The 16,453-nt window shown below is 47.1% G+C and carries 16 protein-coding genes; 14 read left to right on the forward strand and 2 right to left on the reverse strand.

What is annotated here, in order from left to right; translation table 11 throughout:
- Nucleotides 1-2: 2 nt before the first annotated feature.
- The 9 genes from V1225_RS04245 to V1225_RS04285 all read left to right on the forward strand — a co-directional run bounded on the left by V1225_RS04245 (nt 3) and on the right by V1225_RS04285 (nt 7,951).
- Nucleotides 3-821: a polysaccharide deacetylase gene (locus V1225_RS04245; RefSeq protein WP_161909071.1), complete on the forward strand. Its 819-nt coding sequence runs from the start codon at nt 3-5 to the stop codon at nt 819-821.
- 601 nt (nt 822-1,422) lie between these two features.
- Nucleotides 1,423-1,857, forward strand: coding sequence for an EamA family transporter (locus V1225_RS04250; protein WP_161909070.1), 435 nt, complete (start codon nt 1,423-1,425; stop codon nt 1,855-1,857).
- Between the two features lie 118 nt (nt 1,858-1,975).
- Nucleotides 1,976-2,668 carry a hypothetical protein gene (locus V1225_RS04255; RefSeq protein ID WP_338547641.1) on the forward strand — a complete coding sequence of 231 codons (693 nt, stop codon included), beginning with the start codon at nt 1,976-1,978 and terminating at the stop codon, nt 2,666-2,668.
- Nucleotides 2,669-3,034: 366 nt separating this feature from the next.
- A complete protein-coding gene (locus tag V1225_RS04260; protein ID WP_160201736.1) occupies nt 3,035-3,250 on the forward strand; it encodes a 4Fe-4S dicluster domain-containing protein in 216 nt (71 codons plus the stop codon).
- Nucleotides 3,251-3,255: 5 nt separating this feature from the next.
- Nucleotides 3,256-4,338, forward strand: a complete 1,083-nt coding sequence (vorB, locus tag V1225_RS04265; RefSeq protein WP_338547642.1) for a 3-methyl-2-oxobutanoate dehydrogenase subunit VorB — start codon at nt 3,256-3,258, stop codon at nt 4,336-4,338.
- Entirely contained in the window at nt 4,338-5,087 is a 750-nt protein-coding gene (locus V1225_RS04270; RefSeq protein ID WP_160201738.1) for a thiamine pyrophosphate-dependent enzyme, read from the forward strand. The genes vorB and V1225_RS04270 overlap by 1 nt, the downstream gene beginning before the upstream one ends.
- 3 nt (nt 5,088-5,090) lie before the next feature.
- Nucleotides 5,091-5,639 (forward strand): 2-oxoacid:acceptor oxidoreductase family protein, encoded by a 549-nt coding sequence (locus tag V1225_RS04275; protein WP_160201739.1) that lies wholly within the window; start codon nt 5,091-5,093, stop codon nt 5,637-5,639.
- 345 nt (nt 5,640-5,984) lie between these two features.
- Nucleotides 5,985-7,151: a hypothetical protein gene (locus V1225_RS04280; RefSeq protein WP_338547643.1), complete on the forward strand. Its 1,167-nt coding sequence runs from the start codon at nt 5,985-5,987 to the stop codon at nt 7,149-7,151.
- Nucleotides 7,148-7,951: an EFR1 family ferrodoxin gene (locus V1225_RS04285; RefSeq protein ID WP_251631353.1), complete on the forward strand. Its 804-nt coding sequence runs from the start codon at nt 7,148-7,150 to the stop codon at nt 7,949-7,951. The genes V1225_RS04280 and V1225_RS04285 overlap by 4 nt, the downstream gene beginning before the upstream one ends.
- A gap of 242 nt (nt 7,952-8,193) precedes the next feature.
- Here the strand turns inward: V1225_RS04285 and V1225_RS04290 are convergent, their stop codons facing one another.
- The gene (locus V1225_RS04290; RefSeq protein WP_338547644.1) at nt 8,194-9,813 is read right to left on the reverse strand and encodes a PucR family transcriptional regulator ligand-binding domain-containing protein; all 1,620 of its coding nucleotides are present in this window, start codon (nt 9,811-9,813) and stop codon (nt 8,194-8,196) included.
- A gap of 256 nt (nt 9,814-10,069) precedes the next feature.
- On the opposite strand from V1225_RS04290, the gene V1225_RS04295 reads away from it, so the two are divergent.
- Genes V1225_RS04295 through V1225_RS04305 form a run of 3 tightly spaced genes read left to right on the forward strand, consistent with a single transcriptional unit; the run spans nt 10,070 to nt 13,457 of the window.
- Complete coding sequence (locus tag V1225_RS04295) at nt 10,070-11,359, forward strand: cytosine permease (protein WP_161909064.1); 1,290 nt, start codon at nt 10,070-10,072, stop codon at nt 11,357-11,359.
- Between the two features lie 3 nt (nt 11,360-11,362).
- Nucleotides 11,363-12,304, forward strand: a complete 942-nt coding sequence (locus V1225_RS04300; RefSeq protein ID WP_338547645.1) for an aminopeptidase — start codon at nt 11,363-11,365, stop codon at nt 12,302-12,304.
- A gap of 28 nt (nt 12,305-12,332) precedes the next feature.
- Nucleotides 12,333-13,457: a DUF917 domain-containing protein gene (locus V1225_RS04305; protein ID WP_338547646.1), complete on the forward strand. Its 1,125-nt coding sequence runs from the start codon at nt 12,333-12,335 to the stop codon at nt 13,455-13,457.
- A 61-nt stretch (nt 13,458-13,518) separates the two neighbouring features.
- Here the strand turns inward: V1225_RS04305 and V1225_RS04310 are convergent, their stop codons facing one another.
- Nucleotides 13,519-14,199: a TIGR00266 family protein gene (locus tag V1225_RS04310; protein ID WP_160201746.1), complete on the reverse strand. Its 681-nt coding sequence runs from the start codon at nt 14,197-14,199 to the stop codon at nt 13,519-13,521.
- A 145-nt stretch (nt 14,200-14,344) separates the two neighbouring features.
- Between V1225_RS04310 and V1225_RS04315 the strand changes: the two genes are divergently transcribed.
- Both V1225_RS04315 and V1225_RS04320 read left to right on the forward strand, forming a co-directional pair.
- Entirely contained in the window at nt 14,345-15,994 is a 1,650-nt protein-coding gene (locus tag V1225_RS04315) for a glutamine--tRNA ligase/YqeY domain fusion protein (protein ID WP_338547647.1), read from the forward strand.
- 13 nt (nt 15,995-16,007) lie between these two features.
- Entirely contained in the window at nt 16,008-16,340 is a 333-nt protein-coding gene (locus tag V1225_RS04320; protein WP_160201748.1) for a cupin domain-containing protein, read from the forward strand.
- Nucleotides 16,341-16,453 lie beyond the last annotated feature (113 nt).

The following is a 16,453-nucleotide window of genomic DNA, read 5'->3' on the forward strand; positions in this document are numbered from 1 at the left end:
AAATGAGAAAGAATTGGCCGGAAGGCGTAAAAATGGGCGTAGCCCTGACTTTTGACCTGGATGCGGAAACTTTCTGGTTTTCCCGTACCATGGACAGCTTAAACAACCCGAATCTGATGGCAGAGGGCGCATACGGTCCTAAAGTTGGCGTGCCGAGGATTTTAGATATGCTGGACAGACAGCAGCTGAAAGCGACTTTCTTTATTCCGGGCTGGGTCATCGAGCAGCATACCGAAACCTGCCAGGAAATTGTAAGACGCGGACACGAAATTGGCTATCACGGCTATCTTCACGAAACGACTTACTTCCCTGAACAAGACAAAGAACTGGTCGCAAAATCAAAAAAAATCATGAAAGAACTGCTGGGTGTTGAGCCGCTAGGCTACAGAGCGCCGGAAGCAATTTTAACAGAAGAAACCATTCGGAATGTCATGGCAAGCGGCTTTGAATATTCCTCAAACACCATGGCATGTGACTGGCCTTATTTCCATGAAAGTGAAGATGGTCAGAAATTAATCGAGCTGCCGTTCTCCTGGCTGTATGATGATACTTCCCACTTCTTCTTCACACTGCAGCAGCCGGAAAGAAGAAGAATCTGCTCTCCGCAGTATGTAAAAGATATTTGGCAGAGCGAATTTGACGGTCTCTATGAAGAAGGCGGTCTGATGACCCTGGTGCTGCATCCGCAGTGCATCGGCAGAATCAGCCGTATTAACATGCTGGAAGATTTAATCTGCTACATGAAGACAAAGCCGGGCGTTGCAATCGGACCGGCGCTGGAAATCAGCAGATTGGCACGTAAAGGTTTGGAACAAGCATAATCAAGACAATCCAATGTAAATGTACACTCCTTTGGTACAGCAGCGCGCCCGGTGGGAATCCACCGGGCGCGCTGCTTGTCTGCACTTTAGCGGGTTGAGCAGGGTCTGCGAGGCAGCGCCTGCTCGATCAGACTAGGCGCTGCCTGCGGTAAACACATGAAAAGAGCATTCACCCATCGACGCTGACTAAATTTTGGATTTTGCTGAATTTTGTCAGCAAATCGTGAAGAATTAGGTTTCATATTCTTAAAATCCTGACAAAGCAGACAAAATCAAAAGAATTTGTCAGTTTTGTCAGCGTTTTTAGCTAAAATGCTGACAGATTTGACAAAAAACTAAAAAAATGTCAGTTTTGTCAGCGACATAGAAATTTAAAACTTTTTCGTGTGTTCACCTTGGCACATTGCTGTATTCCCATTGACTTTTTCTGCAGGCGCATGTACACTATACCTATAAAACTGAAAGAAAAACGCAGATGATGTACCGCCGGGTAGATGATTTTAGCGTCCTAATCCATTCCGTTAGGCCTTAGAAGGAATGGTGCGGGGCGCTTTTGTTTTCTTGTCAGGAGGTATTTTGCGGCGTTGAAGGAGGAAAGCGTATGAGTATTTTTACATTTTGGTGGCCTATAGCACTGCTTCTGGTGGCGCACACCTTTTATCAGGTCAGCGCAAAATCTGTGCCGGAGGCAATGGATCCTTTCGCAGCGGTATTTTTTAACTATGTGGTGGCTGCGGCTGCAGCCTTTGTCCTGTGGATGGTCATGGGGCAGGACAAAAACCTGGCGGTGCAGTTTGGGAAGATGAACTGGGCACCGGTTGTCATGGGATTTACCATTACGGCGGTGGAAGTAGCATCGGTCTTTATGTATAAGCTGGGCTGGAATATCAGCGTGGGAACGACCATTGTAAATATTGCTCTTGCCGTAGTCCTTGCGGTGATTGGAATACTTTTTTATAGAGAGGTTTTGACGGTACAGCAGATGGTGGGAATTGGTCTTTGCATTGCCGGTGTCATCGTAATAGCGAGGAGCTGAAAATTCGCAAAAATGCACCAAACAAAAAGTCATAATCTCTGAAAATTAATTTGACATTTCCGTCACAATTCGTTAAAATATAAGTGTAAAGTGAGAATGCAAAATGGGAGAGTTTTCGATGAAAAGCGTTTTAGCAGAAATGATTAAGACTAAGAAGAACTTCGTATTTGTAGGCGAAGCGGGCAGCGGTAAGAGCGAAATTGCAATTAACTTTGCCTTCCAGCTTGCAGAGCTTTCTGATAAGAAGGTGCACTTCTTTGATATGGACCAGACGAAGCCGCTGTTTCGTTCCAGAGATATCAGACATCAGATTGAGGATGCAGGCATCGTCTTCCATTATGAGGAACAGTTTTTCGACGCACCGACCCTGCCGGGCGGCGTGAGAAACTATATGGCGGACGAGGATAGTATCGTAATTATGGACGTAGGCGGCGACCATGTCGGAGCAAGACTCATCGGTGCATTTTCACCGTTTCTCAACCGAGAAAATACGCAGAACTTCTTCGTCATTAACGCATATCGTCCGTGGTCAAAGGATTTAATCAGTATTGACGGTACCATGGCCCGCGTATTGGGCATGGCTCGCATCGATTTAGCAAATGTCTCAATTTTGAGTAATCCCAATGTGGGAATTACTACTACAGCGGAGGAAGCGCTTGCTGGCAATGAGAAAGTCAAAGCATTAATTGGAGAATATTTGAATGTCGACTACATGTGCGCTCTTGCGCACCTTTGTCCTGAGATTTCAGGAAAGACAGATACCCCGCTTCTTCCGGTGAATCTGTATCTGACCTATGAGTGGGTCGATTAGAAATGTCAACTACCCTGGCTTTGCCTGGGGTTATTGAATAACGGTTTGAGAGCCTTTGCTTTTCGCTGGCTCAGTACACCATGTTACGACTAGGGCCAGCCCAAAACAAGTTTTGGGGCTCTAAAGCATAAGGTCTGCCAAACTGCTCACTGAGTTCGCAGGGCAGGACCATTATACGACGCATTCTAAACCGGCTAAAGACCGGAGAATGCCAGCATAAGGTCTGCCAAACTGCTCACTGAGTTCGCAGGGCAGGACCATTATACGACGCATTCTAAACCGGCTAAAGACCGGAGAATGCCAGCATAAGGTCTGCCAGACTGCTCACTGAGTTCGCAGGGCAGGACCATTAAGGAGGTAATCAAAATGGCAAAAGGAAAAGTGGAAATTAGAGCAGAGAGCTGCAAGAGCTGCGGTTATTGCGTTAAATTCTGCCCTAAGAAAGTGCTCGCTATTGGCGACAAAGTAAATTCTAAAGGCTACCAGTATGTTGTTGCAGCAAATCCGGACGACTGCATCGGCTGTGCCGCTTGCGGAGTTGTCTGTCCAGACGCAGCAATCGAAGTTTATAGGGAGGTTTAGAAAAAATGGCAAGAGTATTTATGAAGGGCTGTGAAGCAATCGCAGAAGCAGCTACCAGAGCTGGCTGTAGATTCTTTGCCGGCTACCCAATCACACCACAGAACGAGATTCCGGAATACTTTGCAAGAAGAATGCCGGAAGTTGAAAACGGCGTATTCGTACAGGGTGAAAGTGAAGTCGCTTCTGTCAATATGCTGTATGGCGCAGTACAGACAGGAACAAGATCCATGAGTTCTTCTTCCAGTACTGGTATCAGTTTATATAGTGAAGGTATTTCCTATTGCGCTGCTGCGCGTCTTCCAATCGTATATGTAAACGTGCAGAGAGGCGGTCCTGGTATCGGTGCAATTCAGCCGGCACAGCAGGACTACATGCAGGCAACCAAGGCTTCCGGCAACGGTGGTTTTGAAATGATCGTACTGTCTCCTTCCACTGTACAGGAAGCAGTAGACATGACCTATGAAGCATTTGATTTGGCAGAAAGAGACATGAACCCTGTTCTGATTCTGACAGATGGTGTTATGGGTACTATGATGGAGCCTGTTGAACTCCCTCCGATGAAGAGCGACGAAGAAGTTGCGGCACTGAAAGCTGCTCGTAAAGATATTTCCGCAGTTGGTCACAGCCCTGAAGGGCAGGTTAGAATCCTTCCTGGCGGCGTAGGCGGCGGTTTTGAGCCAGTAAACATTGACGCTGCAAAGCTTTATGAATCCTGGAAAGAAAAAGACGTTAGAGTAGAAGAAATCATGGTTGATGACGCAGAAATCATTTTGACCGCTTATGGTATCTCCGCTCGTATCGCTAGAATTGCAGTAAAGGAACTGAGAGCAGAAGGAATTAAGGCTGGACTCATCAGACCGATTGCAATTCATCCGTTCCCATATAAGTCCTTTGAAAATCTGGATTTCAACAGAGTTAAGGGTATCTTAGATATCGAAATGTCTATCCCTGCACAGATGAGATGGGACGTAGACCACGCAGTTCATGGCAGATGTCCAATCAAAGAATGTCTCAGATCCGGCGGTGAGCTGATGACAAAAGAAAGAGTTATGGCTGCAGCACATGAACTGGTAAAGGAGGTATTATAATGGAAAAAGTATATAAGAGAACCATTGGTATCAAACCTGAAACCGTATCCGGATTCTGTCCGGGCTGCATGCACGGAACCATTCACAAACTGATTGGTGAAGTTGTTGAAGAATTAGGCATGCTGGACAAATTAGTTCGCTGCGAAGGTGTTGGCTGCTGTGGACTGGGTCAGTTATACGTATCCCACGACCTGAACATTTCTGCACACGGCAGAGCTTGCGCAGTTGCAACAGGTCTGAAGAGATCCAATCCGGATTCTCTGGTTTATACATATCAGGGCGATGGAGACCTTGCTTCCATCGGTCTTGGCGAAACAGTTTCCGCTGCCAACAGAGGTGAAAACTTTACCGTTATCTTTGTAAATAACGGTATCTACGGTATGACTGGCGGTCAGATGGCACCGACTACACTGATCGGCATGAAGGCTACTACTGCACCGAAGGGCAGGAATCCGGAAGAACACGGATATCCAATCCATATGTGCGAAGTTTTGAGCCAGCTGACAGCTCCTGCTTATCTGGAAAGAACCAGCTGCAACACACCTGCTAACGTTCGTAAGACAAAAGCGGCTATCAAGAAAGCATTCCAGAACCAGATTGACGGAAAAGGCTTCTCCATGGTTGAAATTGTCACTACATGTCCAACAAACTGGGGCATGAGCGAAGCAAAAGCACTGGATTTCTTAGAAGAAAAAATGCTGAAAGAATTCCCGCTGGGTGTATTCAGAGATAAATCAAAGGAGGAATAGAACATGGAAAGAAATTTACTTGTTGCCGGATTTGGCGGACAGGGTGTCATGATGCTAGGAACTCTTTTGGCTCAGGCAACTTGCGAATCAACTGATAAACACGTAACATATTTCCCATCCTACGGCGCAGAAATGCGTGGAGGTACAGCTAACTGCTACGTTGTAATCTCCGATGACGAAATCGGTGCGCCTGTTATGGAAGCAATGGAAGATATGATTGTCATGAACGATCCTTCCCTGCATAGATTCCTTGACAAGCTGAAACCAGGCGGAAACCTGCTGATTAATAGCTCCATCGTAATCTCTCCAATCGAGAGAGACGACATCAAGGTCATCAAAGTTCCTGTAACTGAAATGGCTCTGGAAATGGGAAATCCGAAAGTTTTGAACATCATCATGCTGGGCGCTTACATCGGCGCAACAGAAGTTGTTCCAAAAGAAGTTATCATCGAAACTATCAAGAACAAACTGGGTAAGAAAAAACCAGAGTTCCTGCCGATGAACTTAGAAGCTTTCGAAAAAGGATTTGCGATTGGCGCAGCTGCAAAATAAAATATGTATTTCAAAACCACCTGCAGACGGGAAACCGTTTGCAGGTGGTTTTTGTATGGTGGAGTACTTGGCGTTTGACGGATGACTGCCGCCATGTATACAGAAAAACGTTTAAAATATGGCGATTTTCAGAGGGTGAACGCCATAGATACAAAAAAGCTTTAGATTATGGCGCATCGGCTTCTCTGCAGCAGGAACTACCGCATTAGACTTGGATATTTTTCAGTGCAATATCACTTATATTGCAAAGAGGAAATTCGTTTTTAAAAGGAGAATATACATTGACAAAAGCCTATTGCAGCGGTAGTGTATAAATAAACACTATATGCGGCAGGAGGTTATTTGGTGGAGAAAAGGGAAGAACAGTTGAACAGCAATATACCAATTTATGTGCGGGAAGTTTTGCGTCTATTGAATGAGGCAGGTCACGAAGCTTTTATCGTGGGTGGTTGCGTGCGCGATATACTCATGGGGCGCCAGCCTTCCGACTGGGATGTATGTACATCGGCACTTCCCTCAGAGACGACAGTTTGCTTTGGAGCGGCGAACACTGTACAGACCGGTGTAAAGCATGGGACGGTTACGGTCTTGACAGAAGAAAAGCCAGTAGAAATAACTACCTATCGCATTGACGGAGACTATCGGGATGGGCGTCATCCGGAGGCGGTGGTATTTACACCGAGTTTGGCAGAAGATTTAAAACGGCGGGATTTTACTATGAACGCTATCGCTTATCATCCGCAGCGAAAGCTGGTAGATCTTTACGGCAGCATGAAGGATATCCAGTGTCAGCTGATCCGCTGTGTGGGTGAACCGCAGAAACGATTTGAAGAGGATGCGTTGCGGATTTTGCGCGCCCTTCGCTTTCGGGCGGTGCTTGGTTTTAAGCTGGAAATGGAAACGGCAAAGGCGGTTCGTGTCTGTGCGCCGCTTCTAACGCAGATTTCAAAGGAACGAATCAACGCGGAACTTTCCAAGCTGGTGCTGGGAAAAGAGGCTAACAGTGTGATTGACGGATATGCGGAGGTGCTGCAGATTTGCTGCCCTAAACTAGTCCCGGCATCTGTAAAGAACCTTCCGCCGGCGCTTTCCGTTCGCCTTGCGGTACTGTTTCCTGCGGATACAAAAAAAGCCCTGCGGGAAGTGAAATACGATCATCGCACGGTGGAGCAGGCATCGGATATCGCGAAGCTTTGCGCGGAGAAAAAAGCGCCGTCTGGGGAGAGAAGTGCAATTCTACGGCTTTTACGACAGTACGGAGAAGAAACGAGTTTTCTGTATTACAGCATCTTTGGAAGGGAAGCAGAGGTGAAGGACGCAATCGCAGACGGCGCATGCTGGAGTTTGCAGCAGCTTGCCGTCAGCGGCGGAGATTTAATTAAGCTGGGCGCAGTGCCCGGACCCGCCATCGGCAGCATACTAGATGAAATGCTGGAACTGGTAATAGAAGGAAAGCTGGAAAATTCCAGCGGTAGTTTGCTGGATTATGCCAGGGAAAGGGTCGTTCTATGATAAGAAATGTTTGGGCAGTATACTTCAGCCCGACGGGCAGCACGAGGGGGCTGACTGTTCGCATAGCAAAAGCCGCAGCAGAAGCACTGGGCGCTGCTGCGGTGCAGGAATTTGATATCACAAAGCCGGAAAATCGGCAGAGCAGGGCGGAATTCGGAGCGAGAGATTTTGTCATATTCGGCATGCCCACTTATGCGGGCAGATTGCCCAACAAAATCATGCCCTATATCAGAGATTCGGTGAAAAGTGCAGGCGCTTCCTGCGTACCTGTAGTAACTTTCGGTGGTCGTAGTTTTGATGACAGTCTGGCTGAACTTTCGGATTTGCTGGAAGAAACAGGCTTTAAACTGGCGGGCGGCGGGGCATTTGTGTGCCGTCACGCCTTTGCAAAGGTGGCGGAGGGAAGACCGGGAAGAGCAGACTTTGAAAAAGCGGCAGAGTTGGGAGAAGGTGCGATGAAGAACTTGCAGACAGGTCATACCCTCAGTGCAGAAGTATTTCCGGGAAATCATCCGGCAGGACCTTATTATGTGCCGAAGGGACTCGAGGGCACGCCGGCAGTTTTCCTGAAAGCCAAGCCAGTGACCGATTCGGGTAAATGCACCGGCTGCGGTCTTTGTGCGGAGCACTGTCCCATGGGGAGCATTGGAACGGATGGCATTTGTATTAAATGTCAGGCATGTATCGCTGTTTGCCCGCAAAGCGCAAAATACTTTACCGATGGGGCATTCCTCAGTCACAAAGCCATGCTGGAGCGGGATTTTGCCGACAACAGGGTGGAAAGTCAGATTTGGATATAATGTGGTTTTTGAAATCTGCGAAAAAGTTTGCTTTTTTACAAACAAAATCGCCATTTTGAAAACCGTGCAATCCCTTGTAATTGCTGGAACTTGTTTCGGAAAACCATTACAATTGTTCGATTTTCAACGTTTTCAAAGTCGGTAAAAAGGGTTTCTTTTTACAAACAAAATTGCGATTTTGAAAACCATCTCTTAAAAAACTGAAAACTGGCAGAAAGATACATTGAGCTTCACGAATAAACCTACACCTCAAACAGCTCCGGATGGAGTCTGTAGCAGGCGATGGCCTGATACATGAGGTTGTTGGACAGAAAATCGTCGGTCTTGAAATTGGTAATTGCGTGAATTTTTGCTAGCCGGTATTGAATGGTATTTCTGTGGACGAAAAGCTGGCTGGCGGTAGCCTTGACTTCACAGCTGGCGTCCAGATAATAAACGCTGAGGGTTTCTAGCAGTGCGTCACTGTCAGCGTCCTCCAGCAGCGGCTTTAGAATGTTGCGGCAGATGCGGAAAGAATCATTCTTTTCGCGGCAGATGGTTTCGCATTGGTGGGCGAAGAGAATGTCACCGTAGGAGAATAATTTCCGGTCTAGGAAGATGGAAATGGCGAGAGGAATGGTTTCGCTGTACAGCAGATAGGTTTTGCGGGTTTCCTCTGCTTTGTTGTCACACGGGAAGAAGGAGATAGTATAGTTTGTGCAGAGCGTATCCAGCCGTTCTGTCATCTCCTGGAGATATTCCCTGTCCGTGTTGTCGGTGGAGGAGTACATAATGAAGCTGACGATGAGGGATTCATAGGTATCTACGATGACAGTTTTGCCCCAGCCTTCAGAGCAGGATTTAATCTGCTGCACCATTTCTCTCTGCAGGCGAAGTTTGCCCTGGGGCTCCAGACCGATGAGGGAAGGGCGCAAAAATACTGAAGTATTGATGGTGCGAATATCGATAGAAAGTTTTGTGGAAATCTGGCGCATTTTTTCCGAGTCGCCGTCCAGAATGGATGAAATCAATGAGTTTTCCAGAATGTTGTCTGCGTCCAGGTTCCAAAGCTTGGAGAAAATTTCCAGTAGTTCGACGACGTCGTACATGTCGTCCATAGTGAGAGAGCCGAATTCGTCGATGGCGTAAATCGAGAAGTTACGGTATTCAAAGACAGTGAAAGGCAGGCGAAAAATGCGCAGCACCCGTCCCTGCCAAAGACTTTCTGCGCCGTGGGAATCTGAACATCCAGTTTTTTCATAAAGCTGGTGTATGTCAGAGGCTGTGATGTCGTTGGAAGCGGGATATTTGGACAGACAGACGTTGTTCATGACCGTATCAGAAAGAAGCACTGTGCACTTGAGCGAATCGCTGATAAGACGCAGCAGATTCGTCAGATTTTTGCGGTCCTCCGGCAGTCTCGAAAATAGGGCTACCACGTTATTAATCAGGTCTTTTTCTTTATTTTTTGCATGGAAAATCGCTTTATAAACATCATAAAGAACCTCCCGATAGAAGCAGTCTATCCGACCTTCGGGCATGATAATTAGGGGAAATCCAAGGCGGTCAGCAGTTTCGATGAGAGAAGGATGAATCTCTTTCAGGTAAATTCCTACGTAGTAAATCACTACGGCGGCGTCACCCAGACTGTGCATTTGCTCAATATGCTTGCACTGCAGCTCATAGTTATCTGCGATAGCGCGGAAAGAGGTCAGCGTCATGTCGCTGTCGTTGACCGGGGCTTCCAGCGAAAAGAGTTCGGCATCGTAAATTTCCAGTACAGAAACATTGTTGACGATATGGGAAAGCCCTTTATGACCTGCGATGACTTTGGCGCTGCGCAGAGAAGGGAGTTTCAGACAGTCGGAAACAGTAAGGCTCATTAGATTACCTCCATATTAATTGTAATGTCTATATTCTATTCCAAGGGAAAGGGAAACGCAAGAAATAATTGTAAATATAAATAAATAATCGTGAAATTTTTCCGTATATTCGCTGAGAAATTATTTCATGATTGTTTACGTGCATAAAAATATAAAAACTTTTTCCGCAATTATGCCAATGACAGGGGATATCCCCTGCTGCTATACTTACTACAACGCAATAATACTTTTGTTTATCCTGAAAGGAGGAAACGATATGGCTGAAGCAAAGAAAAGTCATGTTGAAACCATCACGCTGGAACCGGTTCCGGACAGTGAGAAAAAAAGCTGGCCTTCCATTGCCTTTATCTGGGCAGGAAATGTCATTTGTGTACCTGCGCTGATGGTAGGCGCTATGGTATCGGCTGGGCTGAATTTTAAAGATTCCATTTTGGCGATGTTTATCGGCTACGGAATCGTCGTAGTGCTGATGATGTTAATTGCAGCGCAGTCTGCACAGACGGGAAGACCGACTGTAATGGCAGTATCAAGAGCGCTGGGAGACAGAGGATCTCAGTATACCTTGTCTCTGATTATCGCCATTTCTATGATTGGATGGTACGGCTATCAGACTATTGTCTGTGCGTCTTCATTCTGCTCACTCATGCAGTCCAGTTTTGGTATCGCATTTCCTGAGTGGCTGGCATGCGTGCTTTGGGGCACTCTAATGCTGGTGACTGCTTTCTACGGCATTGGTCTGACAAAGATTCTCAACGTTGTTAGCGTACCACTTTTGTTCGTATTTTTGATTTATGGTGTGTCCATTGCCCTGGGTGATGGCGGAGCTGCTGTTCTGTCAGCGTATCAGCCGGAAGGTGGCGGCGGCATGATGGTCGGCATTACCATTTCTGTTGGTGGATTCATCTCTGGTGCGGCAACCTGCGGTGACTATAACCGTTACAGCAAAGACGGAAAAAGCGCTGCGCTGTCCTGTCTATTTGGCGTCATCCCTGCAGGCGTTGGTGCGCTGGCATGCGGTGCAATTCTTTCCATTTGTTCCGGCGATTCAGATATTACAGTAATGTTTGCCAATGTAGGTCTTCCGGCGGCAGGCATGCTGGTTCTGATTCTGGCAACATGGACAACCAACGTAGGAAACGCTTATTCAGCAGGTATCGCAGTCGTAGATATTTTTAAAATGAGAGATGACAGAAGAGCCATCGTGACAGCAATCTGCGGTATCATCGGGATTCTGCTTTCTCTGGGCGGTATCGTTTACTATTTCGTAGACTTCCTGTCCATTCTCAGCTATCTCATTACTCCAATCTGCGCCGTTCTGATTGCAGATTACTGGGTTATGGGTCGCGGCAAGGCTGAAGGCTGGGAGCCGTTCCCGGGTGTCAACTGGCTTGGCATTATCGCATGGATCTGCGGCGCGCTGACTACATACTTCGATAAATTCTTCATTCCAGAGCTGATCGGTATTGCAGTAACAATCGTAGTTTACTGGATTCTCTGCACTGTAGTGAAGAATCCGAAATACAATCCATTTGTTAAGGAGGCGTAAACTATGAATACTTATGAAGCAGCAAAAATTTCTATTGCATCCTGTATGGGCGTAAAAGCGGGAGAAAAATTTCTGATTCTTACCGATATCGAGCAGCTGGATCTTGCGAAGGAATTTGTAAAAGCAGGAAATGATTTGGGAATTGAAACGATTATGGCAGTGGGACCTGTCCATCAAGGCGGAGAAATGCCGCAGCTTTGTAAAGCGGCCCTCGACGAGGCGCAGGTGTGCATGATGATTACCACCGGCTCTTACACCCATACAAAAGGCAGAGCCGAAGCTACAGAAAGAGGCTGCAGAATTGCTTCCATGCCGGGCATCACCGAAGACATCGTAAAAATGACTTTGGGCGCTGATTACGATGAGGTAGAGCGCATCGGAAGTATCTTGGCAGAAAAGCTGACAAGGGCTGAAAAGATACATATTACAACAGAGGCTGGCACTGATTTAACCCTTTACTGCGGCGGCAGAGAAGGCATTGCGGATACCGGAAAACTGACAGAGTCCGGCGCATTTGGCAATCTTCCGGCAGGCGAAGCCATGGTCGCGCCTATTGAAACAAAAGGCAACGGTGTGCTGGTGGTTGACGGCGTTATCGCAGATTTTAAGGTGATGGAAGAACCGTTGACCCTGACCTTTGCAGACGGCAGAATTGTGAAGACAGAAGGCGCTGACGCAGAGATGTTTGAGGAATTTGTCGGTCAGTTTGAAGACACTGCAAAGAATGTATGCGAATTCGGTATCGGCACCAATCCAACCTGTGAAATTATGGGCAATGGCCTGGTCGACGAAAAAGTGTTCGGCACCATTCATATCGCCTGCGGCAACAACTTGTTCATGGGCGGACAGCAGGACTGCGATATGCACTACGACATGATTATCAACGCACCGACTGTCTGGATTGATGACGAATGCGTGATGGAAAAGGGAAAACACGTTTATTAAAGAGAAAATAGATTTGAGAGGTAAAAAAATGGCAAGAGAATTAAGACGTGAGGAACTGACAAGTATTGTTTACGGCTCCAGCTTTTATGGCGGTGGCGGTGGCGGTAGTGCTGAAGAGGGATTGGCGCTGATTGAAGCTATGTATGCGGAAGACCCTGATGCATTTATCAAAATGATTGATATTGTAGAGATGGAGGACGATCCAAATGTTGTTTCCACGATGATTGCAGCGCTGGGCTCTCCGGTAGCAACCAAGGGCAGAACTTTCCAGGACGAATCTGTCAACGCTGTAAAGGGGATGAGCGAAGAAGCAAGATTTTTGGGCAAAGAATTGAAATATGTGTATTCCGGCGAAATGGGCGGCGGAAACACCATGCTTCCACTTTACGCAGCTTGGAAATGCGGACTGCCGATTATCGATACAGATGGAAACGGTCGTGCCGTTCCGGAGCTGAATACAGGACTTCTGCCGGTACACGGCGTGCCAACCAGTCCGGTTATTTTAGCCAGTGAAGCTGGTGACACCATCGTTGCGAGGACAGAAGATCCGATGGATGGCGCCGCCTGTGAAAAAATCGCAAGATACATGTGTCAGGCATTCGACCAGGGCATCGGCTTTGCTGCATGGATGATGAACAAAGACCAGCACAAGGATGCTTCCGCACTGGGCCAGATGACCCTGGCAATTGAAGTGGGCGATATTCTGATGAAAACGCCTGCTGCAGAGGCTGTGGAAAAACTGCAAAGCTACTTTGGCGAGAAAAAAATTCCGTTTAGTCCAATTGTGTCTGCAGGAACCATTGTGGATATTCAGATTGACTCAGCAGGCGGTTTTGATACAGGTGTTACGACGGTTCGCGCAGATAACGGCGAGGAATTTAAGGTTGTATTCCAGAACGAGAACCTCTACGTGGAAGCTGGCGAAAAGACGCTGGTTACCATTCCGAGCATCATCTCCACTTTAGATTTGAGCGACGAAAAACACGCAGTTCCTGTATCCAACAGTGAAACCTACGTGGGGCAGAGAATTGCACTGACCGCAGTGAAAGCAGACGATCGCTGGTATGACATGCCAGAATGCTACGAATGCTGGAACGAAGTCATGGTCAGCGCCGATTACAGAAATGCAAAACCAGAAGTGAAGTTCTGGTAAATAGAGTATAATAAAAAGGGCGGAAGTGAATTCCGTCCTTTTTCAATTAATATGTGATTGATTAATTGCTGGTTACAATAAACGGATTGATTGCACCTGCAACTACGTTAATCGGCATGGTCTGCAGAATGATTTTCCCCGGACCTTTTACCAACGTATTGAAGATGCCTTCGCCGCCGAAGAGCATATTCTTTACGCCGGGAACGGAGACCACTTCGATGGAACAGGTGGAATCCATGGCAGCCAGATATCCTGTGTCTACGACCATGGACTGTCCCGCCTGCAGATTGTATTCTACGGCATAGCCGTCGATTTCAATAAAGGCAGTGCCGTGACCTGAGAGCCTCTGCATGATAAAGCCTTCGCCGCCAAAGAAGCCAGCGCCTGCCTTTTTCTGGAAAAATATGGACAGTTCTATAGTGGATTCGCTGGCGAGGAAAGCCTTTTTCTGTACAACCAGGTCATTGCCCGGGGTGATTTCTACAGCTTTGATGGAACCTGGGAAACTGGACGCAAAGGCAATCTGTCCAGGACCTCCCTGTGCAGTGTATCGATTCTGGAAAAGGGTTTCGCCGGAAAACATTCTGCCGAGGGCTTTTCCGATACCGCCGTTGCTGGTAGTTTCCATCTTCATGTTCTGGGTCATCCAGCTCATGGCGCCGCTTTCTGTGATTAAGGTTTCGCCTGCTTCCACGTCGCAGATGACAGCAGGAAGCGGTTCACCGACAATATTATATTTCATTGCTTCAATCTCCTTTCACAAACATGTTCGTAACTTTTATTTTAGCAGAGGCGGAAAGTGCTGTAAAGGTGAAAAATTTGTTTTGAATTGGGATATAATTATGGTATACTAAGTCTATTGATAACAATATTTGGAGGAAACAACTATGACAGAACCTGTTTCAACGAATTTTATTCATAGCATTATTGATAAGGATTTGGAATCGCAGAAGAACGGCGACAAGGTATATACCCGTTTTCCACCGGAACCTAACGGCTACCTGCACATCGGGCATGCTAAGGCGATTTGCATCAATTTCGGAACCGCTGAGAAGTACGGCGGCATGTGCAACCTGCGCTATGACGATACCAATCCGGTCAAGGAAGATGTAGAATATGTCAGTGCAATCGAAGAGGATATTCACTGGCTAGGCTTTAAGTGGGATAAGCTCCTTTGGGCATCCAACTACTTCGACAAGATGTACGAGGCAGCGGTCGAGCTAATCAAGAAGGGCAAGGCTTATGTCTGCAGCCTGAATGCTGAGCAGATTAAGGAATACCGCGGCACTCTGAAAGAGCCGGGCAAGGAGAGTCCGTGCAGAAACCAGAGCGTGGAAGAAAACCTGCGTCTCTTTGAGGAGATGAAAGCGGGTAAGTTTGCAGACGGCGAGCGCGTGCTTCGCGCGAAGATTGATATGGCATCGCCTAATATCAATATGAGAGACCCTGTTATTTACAGAATCGCCCACAGCCCGCTGCATCACAACACGGGAGATAAATGGTGCATTTATCCAATGTACGATTTTGCGCATCCGATTGAGGATGCCATCGAGGGTATTACGCATTCCCTGTGTTCTTTGGAATTTGAGGATCATAGGCCACTTTACGAGTGGGTGCTGAAGGAGGTCGGCTGGTGGGAAAACCTGCCGCAGCAGATTGAATTTGCAAGACTGAACATTACCAATACCGTGATGAGCAAGCGCTACCTGCGCAGCTTTGTAGAGGATGGCGTGGTAGACGGCTGGGATGATCCGAGAATGCCGACTTTGGCAGGGATGCGCAGAAGAGGCTATACGCCGGAATCCATTCGCGATTTCTGCGAGAGAGTAGGCGTTGCAAAATCCAACAGCACAGTGGACATTTCCCTGCTGGAACATTGCATTCGTGAGGACCTAAAGACCAAAGTACAGAGCAGAAATGTGATTGAAAATCCGATTAAAGTCATAATCACCAATTATCCGGAAGATAAGACTGAGATGATTGAACTTGAAAATAACAAAGAAGTGCCGGAGATGGGTGTGCGTGAAATTCCGTTTTCCAGAGAACTTTATGTGGATGGTGCAGACTTTATGGAGGTGCCGGCAAAGAAGTATTTCAGACTGTTCCCGGGTAACGAAGTTCGCTTTAAGGGCGCATACTTCATCAAGTGTGAAGAGGTCGTCAAGAACGAAGACGGTTCCATCAAGGAACTGCGCTGTACCTATGATCCGGAAACAAGAAGCGGCAGCGGATTTGAAGGTCGCAAGGTCAAGGGAACCATTCACTTTGTAGACGCGAAGACTGCAGTTAAGGTAAAGATTCGCAACTACAGTTACCTGATGGTGCCGGATGAAAATGGCGAGAATGTTCTCAATCCTGATTCTATTGAGGAAACCTGGGGCTACGCTGAGCCTTCTTTGGCGGAGGCGGCGCCGGGCGAGCGGTTCCAATTTTTCCGTCACGGCTATTATGTAGCAGACAGCAAACTGACGACAGATACTGAAAAAGTCTTCAATCGGATTGTCGATTTGAAGAGTTCCTGGAAGCCTGCAAAATAAGGAGAAACAGAAAATGAGCGGCAAGATGAAAAATATCGAAAAATCCAAAGTCCTGGCGCTGGCTGAAGAAATTGAGTATCAGCAGGGACAGGTAGTCAGTAAGACACTGATACAAAACGATGCGGTGAGCTTGACGCTCTTCGCCTTTGAGAAGGACGAGGAAATCAGCACCCATGAGTCCGGGGGCGACGCCATGGTAACGGTGCTTGACGGAACCGGACGGATTACCATAGATGGAGAAGTCTTTGTCGTGGAATGTGGGCAGACCATCGTGATGCCTGCAAAAACGCCCCATGCAGTATATGGGCAGGAACGCTTTAAAATGCTGCTGACTGTAGTATTTTAGAGTTTAGAGAAGGCTGAAACCCCTTTGCGCCTAAAACCCGCAAGGGGGTTTTCTATCGAGGTTGAAATGGTTTTTATTTACATTTATGGAAATAAAAACTTGCGCTTGGAAGG

Source organism: Emergencia sp. JLR.KK010, assembly GCF_037018265.1.
GTDB lineage: Bacteria > Bacillota > Clostridia > Peptostreptococcales > Anaerovoracaceae > Senimuribacter > Senimuribacter intestinalis.